This is a genomic window from Dietzia timorensis, assembly GCF_020742175.1.
Classification (GTDB): domain Bacteria; phylum Actinomycetota; class Actinomycetes; order Mycobacteriales; family Mycobacteriaceae; genus Dietzia; species Dietzia timorensis_A.
In genome coordinates this window covers 1-10,483 of sequence record NZ_DYXM01000099.1, presented here as the reverse complement: position 1 = coordinate 10,483, position 10,483 = coordinate 1, and the positions used below count along the sequence as shown (strand labels likewise).

The 10,483-nt window shown below is 67.1% G+C and carries 10 protein-coding genes; 1 reads left to right on the top strand and 9 read right to left on the bottom strand.

All coding sequences use genetic code 11. The annotated features are described in order from the left end of the window. Positions 1-66: 66 nt before the first annotated feature. Positions 67-1,923 carry a glutamine--fructose-6-phosphate transaminase (isomerizing) gene (glmS, locus tag K8V11_RS05160; RefSeq protein WP_303911367.1) on the bottom strand — a complete coding sequence of 619 codons (1,857 nt, stop codon included), beginning with the start codon at positions 1,921-1,923 and terminating at the stop codon, positions 67-69. A gap of 123 nt (positions 1,924-2,046) precedes the next feature. On the opposite strand from glmS, the gene K8V11_RS05155 reads away from it, so the two are divergent. After that, a complete protein-coding gene (locus K8V11_RS05155; RefSeq protein WP_303911366.1) occupies positions 2,047-2,928 on the top strand; it encodes a dienelactone hydrolase family protein in 882 nt (293 codons plus the stop codon). 39 nt (positions 2,929-2,967) lie between these two features. Here K8V11_RS05155 and glmM read toward each other — a convergent pair whose 3' ends face one another. The 8 genes from glmM to K8V11_RS05115 all read right to left on the bottom strand — a co-directional run. After that, positions 2,968-4,335: a phosphoglucosamine mutase gene (gene glmM / locus K8V11_RS05150; RefSeq protein ID WP_303911365.1), complete on the bottom strand. Its 1,368-nt coding sequence runs from the start codon at positions 4,333-4,335 to the stop codon at positions 2,968-2,970. Between the two features lie 250 nt (positions 4,336-4,585). Then, positions 4,586-5,116, bottom strand: a complete 531-nt coding sequence (rpsI, locus tag K8V11_RS05145; protein WP_303911364.1) for a 30S ribosomal protein S9 — start codon at positions 5,114-5,116, stop codon at positions 4,586-4,588. Beyond that, positions 5,113-5,556: a 50S ribosomal protein L13 gene (gene rplM, locus K8V11_RS05140; RefSeq protein WP_067475174.1), complete on the bottom strand. Its 444-nt coding sequence runs from the start codon at positions 5,554-5,556 to the stop codon at positions 5,113-5,115. Before rplM ends, rpsI begins: the two co-directional genes overlap by 4 nt. A 160-nt stretch (positions 5,557-5,716) precedes the next feature. Further along, positions 5,717-7,090, bottom strand: a complete 1,374-nt coding sequence (locus K8V11_RS05135; protein WP_303911363.1) for an MFS transporter — start codon at positions 7,088-7,090, stop codon at positions 5,717-5,719. A 74-nt stretch (positions 7,091-7,164) separates the two neighbouring features. Continuing rightward, positions 7,165-8,133 (bottom strand): NADPH:quinone oxidoreductase family protein, encoded by a 969-nt coding sequence (locus K8V11_RS05130; RefSeq protein WP_303911362.1) that lies wholly within the window; start codon positions 8,131-8,133, stop codon positions 7,165-7,167. A gap of 66 nt (positions 8,134-8,199) precedes the next feature. After that, a complete protein-coding gene (locus tag K8V11_RS05125) occupies positions 8,200-8,823 on the bottom strand; it encodes a TetR/AcrR family transcriptional regulator (protein ID WP_303911369.1) in 624 nt (207 codons plus the stop codon). A 41-nt stretch (positions 8,824-8,864) separates the two neighbouring features. After that, on the bottom strand, positions 8,865-10,088 hold the full coding sequence (locus tag K8V11_RS05120) for an acyl-CoA dehydrogenase family protein (protein WP_303911368.1): 1,224 nt from the start codon (positions 10,086-10,088) through the stop codon (positions 8,865-8,867). A gap of 12 nt (positions 10,089-10,100) precedes the next feature. Continuing rightward, on the bottom strand, positions 10,101-10,483 hold a 383-nt coding region (locus K8V11_RS05115; protein ID WP_303911361.1), incomplete at its 5' end, for an HAD-IA family hydrolase.

Sequence of the window (10,483 nt, the reverse complement as noted above, 5' to 3'; positions counted from 1 at the left end):
AGTCGTCTCGGTGGGTCATGGTCCTCGCGCTCCTAGCGTCTCCCCTACGTTGCGGGGGCGTGCGTTCTACTCGACGGTGACGGACTTGGCGAGGTTACGCGGCTTGTCGACGTCGTAGCCGCGCGCGGCGGCAACCTCGGCGGCGAACGCCTGGTACGGGATCGTCGACAACAGCGGCTGCAGAAGCGTCGTCGTTTCCGGGATCTCGATGAGGTAGTCGGCGAACGGCTTGACGACCTCGTCCCCCTCGGCGGAGATGATGATGGTGCGCGCGCCGCGGGCCTTGATCTCCTGGATGTTCGAGATGAGCTTCGAGTGCAGCAGCGAACGCCCGTGCAGCGGGGGCATCACCACGAATACCGGCAGCCCCTCCTCGATGAGGGCGATCGGGCCGTGCTTGAGTTCGCCCGCCGGGAAGCCCTCGGCGTGCATGTACGCGAGCTCCTTGAGCTTGAGCGCGCCCTCGAGCGCGGTCGGGTAGCCGACGTGGCGACCGAGGAACAGCACCGACTTGGAATCCGCGAGTTCGCGGGCGATCTGTCGGACCTGGTCGAGGCGCTCGACGACCTGGCTGATGAGCTCGGGCATCTTTTCGAGCGCGCGGAATTCGGCCGAGACCTCGTCCGGGAACTTCGTGCCGCGAGCCTGCGCGAGGGCCAGGCCCACGAGGTAGTTCGCGGCGATCTGCGCGAGATAGGCCTTCGTCGAGGCGACGCCGATCTCGGGTCCGGCGTGCGTGTAGAGCACGGCGTCGGCCTCGCGCGGGATCTGCGCGCCGTTGGTGTTGCAAACCGCGAGCACGCGGGCCTTCTGGGACTTCGCGTGCCGCACGGCCTCGAGCGTGTCGGCGGTCTCGCCCGACTGCGAGATCGCGACGACCAGGGTGGAGCGGTCGAGGACCGGGTCACGGTAGCGGAACTCCGAGGCGATCTCGACCTCGCAGGGGATGCGGGTCCAGTGCTCGATCGCGTATTTGGCGACGAGCCCGGAGTGGTAGGCGGAGCCGCAGGCGACGATGAAGACCTTGTCGATATCGCGCAGCTCCTGGTCGGACAGACGCTGCTCGTCGAGCACGATGCGCCCGTCGATGAGCTTGCCGAGGAGCGTGTCGGCGACGGCGGCCGGCTGCTCGGCGATCTCCTTGAGCATGAAGTACTCGTAGCCGCCCTTCTCGGCGGCATCGAGATCCCAGTCGATCGTGAACTCGCGGGACTCGGCGGCCCCGCCCTCGAGGAACGGGAAAACTTCGTAGCCGTCGGCGGTGATCACCGCGAAGGTGTCCTGCCCGACCTCGACGGCTTCCTTGGTGTAGTCGATGAACGCGGCGACATCGGAGCCGACGAACATCTCCCCGTCACCGCGGCCGAGCACGAGCGGGGTGTTGCGGCGGCCCGCGACGATCGTGCCGGGCGCCTCCGCATCGGCGATGACGAGCGTGAACGCGCCTTCGAGGCGCGCGAATACCGCGCGGCAGGACGCGGCGAAGTCCCCCGCGTTCGCGCCGCTGGTGACCTCGCGGTCGATGAGCTGGGCGACGACCTCGGTATCGGTGTCGGAGTTGAAGTCGCGCCCGTCGGATTCGAGCTCGGCGCGAAGCGAGGCGAAGTTCTCGATGATCCCGTTGTGTACGACCGCGATCCGGCCCGCGACGTGCGGGTGGGAGTTACGGTCGCTCGGGCGGCCGTGGGTCGCCCACCGGGTATGACCGATTCCGGTTCCGCCGGCGAAGTCATCGCCGGATTCGGCGAGCGCGCCCTCGAGGTTGGCGAGCTTGCCTTCCTTCTTCTCGACGTGGAGTCGATTCTCATCGTCCACCACCGCGATACCGGCGGAATCGTATCCGCGGTATTCCAGGCGGCGGAGCCCGCCTATCAGCACATCCTTAGCGGGCCGGCCGCCGACATATCCAACAATTCCGCACATAGGAAGAAAGTCTATAGACGATCACCAAACCGGGTCACCTGCAGCGCGGCGTATCGGCGAATATCTGCCGTTTCCGGCCGCCACGTCCGGCGTTTACCGGCGATAGACGTTAACCTTGTGGGCGTGGCTAAGAAGGCGAAGAAACTCATGGGTCCGCTCGGCCGTCGTGGCCGGTACGATATCGACTTCGGCGATCTCGGCTTCGCGGGCGTCCCCGGCAAGGTCTACGTACCGCGGCTGGACGCGCGGCGGGCTCCCCTGCTCGCCTACGCTCACGACTGGACCAAGTCGAGCAAGCACTACCAGGACACCCTCAAGCATTTGGCTTCCTGGGGTTTCATCGTGGTTGCTACCGATTCCGGTTCCGGTTTCTTCGCCAAGCAGTCGTCGTACGTCGACGCGCTCTCGGATTCGATCGAAGCGGTGTTCAACGCGGACCTCGGCTCCGGTAAGCTCCGCCCGGATACCGGACGAATCGGCGTCATGGGGCACGGGCTCGGCGCCGGCGCGGCGACGGTCCTCGCCTCCTACCGCACCGACATCTCGGCCGTCGTGGCCGCGTTCCCCAAGCCTGTTGCCGCGGGCGCCGTCGGCCGCGCCTCGCTGGTGTCGGCGCCGGGGCTCATCATCAGCGCCGAGAACAGCGAGGACGCGTCCGAGGCGATGTGGCTCGGGCAGACGTGGAACGGAGAGTGCGTCCACCGCCGCGTCAAGGCCGAGGAGGGCGGTCTCGTCGAGAGCAACCCGCTGCTTCGCGGTGTCGGCCTCGCCTCGGGCGACCACAAGACACAGACCCTCGTGCGCCGCCTCGCGACCGGTTTCCTGCTCTCCGAGCTCGCCGGGGACTCCGAGTACGCGGTGTTCTCCGATCCGGAGGCCGAGGTTCCGGGCACCACCCTGGTGGACGGCAAGCTCCTCCAGAAGGAAGAGGAGGACGCCCTCGCCAAGGAGGCGAAGGAAGTCCCCATGTGGCAGACGATGGCCCGCGCCGCGCTCAAGCGCTAGCGCGGCCCGCCCGCCGCAGCTACAACGAGCTGGACCCCGCTAGACCGCGCCGACGATCTCGGCGAGGCGCTCCGCGCTTTCCCGCGCGACGTCGTGTGATTCGGCCTCGACCATCACGCGGACGACCTGCTCGGTGCCCGACGGACGCAGCAGCACGCGCCCGGTTTCGCCGAGCGCGGCCTCTTCCTTCTCCACGGCCGACTTCACCGATTCCGAGACCGATACCTTCGCCTTGTCCGCGACCTGCACGTTGATGAGCACCTGCGGCATCACGGTCATCACCGCCGCGAGCTCGGCCAGCGACTTCCCGGTCTCGGCCATCCGCGCCATGAGGAACAGCCCCGTCAGCGTGCCGTCGCCGGTCGTCGCGTGCTCGGGCAACACGAGGTGCCCCGACTGCTCCCCGCCCAGCGAGTACTGCCCCTCGGCGAGCTTTTCCAGCACGTACCTGTCACCAACCTTGGTTGTGACGACGGAGATGCCGTGCTTGGTCAGGCCCAGGTGCAGACCCAGGTTACTCATCACCGTCGCGACGAGCGTGTTGTCCTTGAGTTCCCCGGCCTCGGACATCCCGAGCGCGAGGACCGCCATGATCTCGTCGCCCCCGACGACGGTGCCGGAGGCGTCGACAGCGAGGCAGCGGTCGGCGTCGCCGTCGTGGGCGAGCCCGAGCGCCGCGCCGTGCTCGACGACTGCGCGCTGCAGGCCCTCGATGTGCGTCGAGCCGACGCCCTCGTTGATGTTGTAGCCGTCCGGATCGGCGTTGATCGCCACGACCTCGGCGCCGGCCTTCGCGTACGCGCCCGGGGCCGCCTCGAATGCGGCGCCGTGAGCGCAGTCGACGACGACCTTGAGTCCGGCCAGTGGGTGGCGGACCGCGCCGAGCAGGTGCTCGAGGTACGGGGCGAGCGCGGTCTCTCGGTCGAGGCTGGAGATCCGGCCGACGCGGTTGCCCGTCGGTCCGGTGATGCGCGACTCGAGAGCATCCTCGATGCGGTCCTCGAGCTCGTCGGACAGCTTGCGTCCGCCGGCTGCGAAGAATTTGATGCCGTTATCGGGCATCGGGTTGTGGGACGCCGAGATCATCGCGCCCAACGCGGCCTGGTGGTGCCCGGTGAGATGCGCGACCGCCGGCGTCGGCACCTGTCCGACGAGCAGCACGTCGACGCCCTGCGAGGCGAGACCCGCAGCGAGCGCAGATTCGAGCATCTCCCCCGACACGCGCGGGTCGCGGCCGATCACGGCGAGCGGGCGCTGCCGGTCCCGGCTCGATTCGTGGCCGGTGTCCGCGGCGGGGTCGAAAGCGAGCACCGAGGCGGCTGCCGCCCCGAGCGAAAGGGCCAGGTCCACGGTCAGCGACTTATTGGCAAGTCCGCGGACTCCGTCCGTTCCAAACATTCGGGGCATGGGAAGTGGAGCCTCCTGGTCGAAGATGTGCGGCGAGCGCGGGGCGCGGACGATGTCCACCGCAACGAGGGATTACCTGAAAATTCTAAACCCGGCGGCATCCGCGCCGCCGACGCCCTGGCATCACTGTTACCAAAACGTATGTAACGCAGCCGTCCGCGCCGAAGCGTCCTCAGCCGAGAACGCCGAAAGGCGCCCGCCGAACGAATCGGCGAGCGCCTCTGGGCGCGAGCAGTGATCTGCGGGCAGATCAGCGCTTCGAGTACTGCGGAGCCTTGCGGGCCTTCTTGAGACCGGCCTTCTTGCGCTCCACCGCACGGGCGTCACGCGTGAGGTAGCCTGCCTTCTTCAGCGACGGACGATCGTCCGGGCTGTAGACGGTCAGCGCACGGGCGATGGCGAGACGCGTGGCGCCTGCCTGGCCCGAGGGTCCTCCGCCGCGCAGCAGCGCGATGATGTCGAACTGCTCTTCGCGCTCGACGTTGACCAGCGGGGACTTGACGATCTGCTGGTGCACCTTGTTCGGGAAGTAATCCTCGAGGGTGCGGCCGTTGAGCGTGAAGTTGCCGGAGCCGGGCACGAGGCGCACGCGGACGATAGCCTCCTTGCGGCGGCCGACGGCCTGGGCCGGTCCGTCGAGGACCGGTGCCGGAGGGGTCACGTCACCGTACTCGGAGCCCGGGAGCACCTCTTCGGTGTAGGAATCGTCGGCGACCTCGGCGACAACGTCCTCGATCGGATCTTCGATCTCGTTCTCGGTGTTCAAATTCTCTTCGGTCACTGTGCCACCTGCTTGATCTCGAACGGCTGCGGCTTCTGAGCGGTGTGCGGGTGCTCGGCACCGGCGTACACCTTGAGCTTCGAGGCCATGGAACGGCCGAGCTTGTTCGACGGGAGCATGCCCTTGATGGCCTTCTCCACGACGCGGTCCGGACGGGTGTCCATCGCGCGGCCGAGCTTCTCGGACTTGATGCCGCCCGGGAAGCCCGAGTGGCGGTAGTGGACGACGCGCTCACGCTTCGTCGAGGAAATCGCGACCTTGTCGGCGTTGATGACCACAACGAAGTCGCCGACGTCGGCGTTCGGTGCGAACTGCGGCTTGTGCTTGCCGCGGAGGAGACCTGCGACCTGGACTGCGAGTCGGCCAAGCACCACATCAGTGGCGTCGACGACGTACCAGGCGCGCTCCACGTCTCCCGCCTTTGGGGCGTAAGTAGACATAGGATTAACCTTCCGGAACCTATCGTGGATTGCCGGCCGAACTGGCGCGGGGCCAGCGGGTTTCCCGTCTTTCGCACGGCGGCCGGTTGGGACCCGTGCGAACTTCTCGCACCCGGGACTACAAGTGCCTCGGGACGAGGAAAAACACCGAAGCTTCATGTTACGGCGTCACGTCGCCGTCACCAAACCGTTCCTTCCCACCGCTTGATGACGTCGGACCTGCCGCGCGCCCCAGGACGCGCGCAAGGAGCGGCAGCAAGGCCAGGCCGCAGACGGTGGCCGCGAGGATCAGCCACACCGACGCGTTCGCGTCCCCGGTGTTCTTCTCCACCAACCCGAAGGCATAGGGCCCGATGAACGAGCCGATCTGGCCGAACATGCTCACGAAGGCGAGCCCGGTCGCGGCGACGGCGCCGGTGATCCGCGCCATGAGCGAGGACCACAGCAGCGGCTGCGAGGCGGAGACGAAGAACATGACGAGCGCGAGGATCCCGATCTGCAGCGCGTGGCTGCTCGGCAGCCCGACCCCTGCCGCCGAGGCGAGGAACAGTGCGGCGGTCACGATGGTCGCACCGGTGGTGCACCACAGCAGCCGCATCTCGCCTCCCGCCCGCGGGATGAACCGTGGGACGATGAGCAGCCCGGCGGCCGAGCCGATGCTCACGATCGCGGCGATGAGCCCGACGTGGAAGGTGTTCTCCACGCCCATCGCGAAGATGATCGACGGGGTGAAGAAGATGATCCCGTACGCGGCGAGCATGTTGAACACGTAGAACACCGCCGCGATGACGATCAGCGGGTTGGCCAGCGCGGCCCGCAGGATCCCGCCGATGGTCTCGTGGGTGGACTGCTCCCCTCCCGCGATGTCGAGCACGACCTCACGTTCGGATTCGGTAAGCCAACCGGCATCCTCGGGCCCGCTGGGCAATGTGAAGAAGATGATGATCCCGATGATGATCGCCGGGACGCCTTCGAGGAGGAACAGCATCTGGTAGCCGTGCAGGCCGAACAGGCCCTCGAGTGAGAGCAGTGCGCCGCCCGCAGGCGCCGCGACCACCGAGGACAGCGCCGCGGTCGCGAGCACCACGCCCGACATCTTTCCGCGGTCCTCCTGCGCGAACCAGCGGGTGATGAGGTAGAGGATCGCCGGGAAGATGCCGGCTTCGGCCGCGCCGAGCAGCATGCGGACGATGTAGAAGTACACCGGACCCGTCGTGAACATGAGTGCGACGGAGATGATCCCCCACGACACCGCGATGCGCGCGATCCAGATGCGCGCGCCGACGCGGCGCAACACCATATTGCTCGGGATCTCGAAGATCGCATAGGTGACGAAGAACAGGCCTGCGCCGAGGCCGAAGGCAGCGGCGTCGATCCCGGCGTGGATCTCCAGGTTCTGCTTCGCGATCGAGACGTTCGTGCGGTTGATGTTCGCGATGAAGTAGGCGAGCAGCAACAGCGGCATGAGCCGAACGATGGCCTTGCGTTTCGCGGCCGCGTACACCGCGGCGCGAGATTCTGGCGCTATGGACACGGGTCACTACCTCTACTTCTGTGCAGTTCTTCCTCGGGGCGTCCGGGCGCGGGCCCGGAGGGCGTGAGCAAATCCTATGTCCCGGACCCCTGCGTGGTGAGCACGACCTTGCCGATCACCGTGCGGCTCTCCATGGATTTGAGCGCTTCGGCGGCCTCAGCGAGCGGGTACGTGGACTCGACGAGCGGGGCAAGCGCGCCGGATTCGAGGTGCGAACGCATCGCCTCGTACTCGCCGGCGATGTGCCCCTCATGGGCCAGCGCGTACTCGCCCCAGCCGACGCCGATGACCCCGATGTTGTTGAGCAGAAGGCGGTTGACCTTGACCGTGGGAATCTCGCCGCCGGTGAATCCGATGACAAGTATCCGCCCGTCGCGGCGCAGGGTGCGCAGGGAATCGGTGAAGCGGTCGCCGCCCACCGGGTCGACGACTATGTCGACGGACTTCTTCCCCACCTCGTCCAGGAATCCATCCGCCATGACGACCTCGTCGGCGCCGGCCTTCCGGGCGGCCTCTCCCTTGGCGTCGGTGGACACCACGGCGATCACCTTTCCGGCGCCGAACGCCTTGGCGACCTGAATCGAGGCGGTGCCGATTCCTCCTGCAGCGCCCTGCACGAGGACGGTCTCGCCCTCGGCAAGCTTGCCGCGCTCGACGAGCGAGAAATACGCGGTGCAGTAATTGAACAGGAACGCCGCTCCCTCGTTGAAGCCCACCGAGTCCGGCAGCGCGAAGGTGAGGTCCGCGCGACAAGCGGCCTTCTCCGCGAACCCACCGATGAGGGACAGCGCTGCCACGCGGTCGCCGGGGGCGAGCCCACTGCCCTCGGGTGCGGATTCCACGACGCCCGCGACCTCGGCCCCGGGGACGAACGGCAGCGGCGGCTTGATCTGGTACTGCCCGCGGGTCTGCAGGAGCTCGGGGAACGCCACGCCCGCGGCTTTGACGTCGACGATGACGTTCTCGCCGGCCTCGGGATCCGGCAGCTCGGAGTACTCGATGGCGTCGGGTCCGTCGAGGGTGGTGATGGATATCGCGTGCATGTGTTGCGGTCCTTTCGTAGCGCGGCCGTCGCGGCCGCATGGGTCGGGTTCGGGAGAACGGTGCGGTCAGGGGGCGCGCGGGGGCGGCGACGTCATCCCCAGGGCATTGGTCCACAGGGTGGTGGCCGTGTGGACCAGGGTGTCGATGTCGGTGTCCTCGTCTCCGGTGCGGAAAGACTCCGAGGCCAGCCGCGAAACCATTCCGCTAAGCCCCATCGAGGCCAGCTGCGGATCGAGCTCCCGGTCCGCCAGTCCGCGGCGCTGCAGGTCGGCGATCGCCCGCGCGTTGCGGTCGACGAATGCCTCTGTGCGTGTGCGCCGGAGCGCGGCGAAGCGGGCATCGACGAGCGCGACCTGGGTGAGGAGGTGATTGAGTTTCGCGTTGCGCTTGTACGCCTCGAAGTAGGCGCGGTTGCTCTCGGCGATGATCCCGGCGGGGTCGTCCTTCGGGGCCATGCGTGCGGTGCCGGGGTGGAGCATCTCGCCCTGCGCCTCGTGGAGCACGGCGGCGAGCACCTCGTCCTTGCCGTCGAACCAGGTGTAAAACGTGCCGATCGACATCTTGGCCTCATCGGTGATGTCGGTGAGGCGGGAATCGATGTATCCGTCGCGCTCGAAGACGACGCGCGCCGCGGCGATGAGCTTCGCACGGGTGCGCTCGCCGCGCGCCGACAGCGGGCGGGCGCCCATCGGCACGTCGCTCGCCGTCTGAGGCGAAGGGCTGCGGGTCACTATTTCTTCCGTCCCCACTCCGGGTCGACCCGGCGAAGCTCCTGTCGGGCGATCGTCATCTTGTGGACCTCGTCGGGTCCGTCGGCGAGGCGCAGGGTGCGCACGTGCGCCCACATCTCCGCGAGCGGGAAGTCGTCGCTCACCCCGCCGCCTCCATGGATCTGGATGGCGCGGTCGATCACCTTGAGGGCGACATTCGGGGCGACGACCTTGATCGCGGCGATCTCCATCCGCGCCTGCTTGTTGCCCACGGTATCCATGAGGTGCGCGGCCTTGAGCGTGAGCAGCCGCGCCATCTCGATCTCCATGCGCGATTCGGCGATCCAGTCCTTGATGTTCTCGCGAGTGGCGATGGGTTTGCCGAAGGTCACGCGCTGCTGCGCGCGGGCAATGAGCAGATCGAGTGCCCGTTCGGCCATGCCGATCACGCGCATGCAGTGGTGGATCCGCCCGGGGCCGAGACGCGCCTGGGAGATCATGAACCCGTCGCCCTCCCCCGCGAGCAGCGCGGAGGTGGGCACGCGGACATTATCGAAGAGGACCTCGGCGTGCCCCTCGCGGTCCTGGTAGCCGAAAACGGGGAGCCCGCGGACCACCTTCACGCCGGGAGTGTCCATGGGCACGACCATCATCGACTGCTGCCGATGCGTCGGCGCCTCGGGATCAGTCTTGCCCATCACGATCATGACCTTGCAGTTCTCATGCAGCGCGTTCGACGTCCACCATTTGCGCCCGTTGATGACGTACTCGTCGCCCTCGCGCACCATCGAGGTCTCGATATTCGTCGCATCCGAGCTTGCGACCGCAGGTTCGGTCATCGCGAAGGCCGAGGCAATCTCACCATCGAGGAGCGGCCGTAGCCACTTCTCCTTGTGCTCGTCGGTGCCGAAAAGCGTGAGCACCTCCATGTTTCCGGTGTCCGGCGCATTGCAGTTTGTGGCCTCCGGCGCGAGCTGCGGGCTCCGCCCGGTGATCTCGGCAAGGTGCGCGTATTCGAGGTTCGTCAACCCCGGGCCCCACTCGGCATGCGGATGAAAGAGGTTCCATAACCCCTGCGCCTTGGCCTCGGCCTTGAGGTCCTCGAGAATCTGCGGATGATGGTTCGGGTTTCCGGACTCGCGCATCTGCTGTGCATAGACAGCCTCCGCAGGATAAACATGGCTGTCCATGAACGCCGTGAGTCGCTCCACGTACTCGGCTCCGCGCTCGGTGTTTTCGAACATGGTGGTCATGGCCTACCGCCCTTCATGTGACGTCGACGTGTGCTCGACAGGTGTAGTGGAAAGTTCGATGTCGAACGCTCTGGAAAGTTCTGTGATGGTCGTTGCGGCGTCGGTGTGCAGGATCCCGCGGATCCCGATCCGCTCGGCGCCGTCGAGGTTCTGCTGCAGATCGTCGACCATCAGCGCAACTTCCGGCGCCACTCCGAGCCGCTCGCAGGCGACGCGGTAGATCTGCCGAGAAGGTTTGCGCACTCCGATTTCTGCGGATATGACGGCGGAGTCGGCGATTTCGGCGAGATCGACGCCGTCGTAGAGCGTCGACCCGAGTGCATTCGAGACCAGCGCCACGGGAACCCCTGTGCTGCGAATCTCGGCCACCGCCGCCACCATGGCCT

Excerpts from the sequence above, each read along its gene's own strand:
- K8V11_RS05130 (WP_303911362.1), bottom strand. The coding sequence starts at position 8,133 with ATGCACGCGATATCCATCACCACCCTCGACGGACCCGACGCCATCGAG.
- K8V11_RS05120 (WP_303911368.1), bottom strand. The coding sequence starts at position 10,088 with ATGTTCGAAAACACCGAGCGCGGAGCCGAGTACGTGGAGCGACTCACG.
- K8V11_RS05125 (WP_303911369.1), bottom strand. The coding sequence starts at position 8,823 with ATGGGCGCCCGCCCGCTGTCGGCGCGCGGCGAGCGCACCCGTGCGAAG.
- rplM (WP_067475174.1), bottom strand. The coding sequence starts at position 5,556 with ATGTCTACTTACGCCCCAAAGGCGGGAGACGTGGAGCGCGCCTGGTAC.
- glmM (WP_303911365.1), bottom strand. The coding sequence starts at position 4,335 with ATGCCCCGAATGTTTGGAACGGACGGAGTCCGCGGACTTGCCAATAAG.
- glmS (WP_303911367.1), bottom strand. The coding sequence starts at position 1,923 with ATGTGCGGAATTGTTGGATATGTCGGCGGCCGGCCCGCTAAGGATGTG.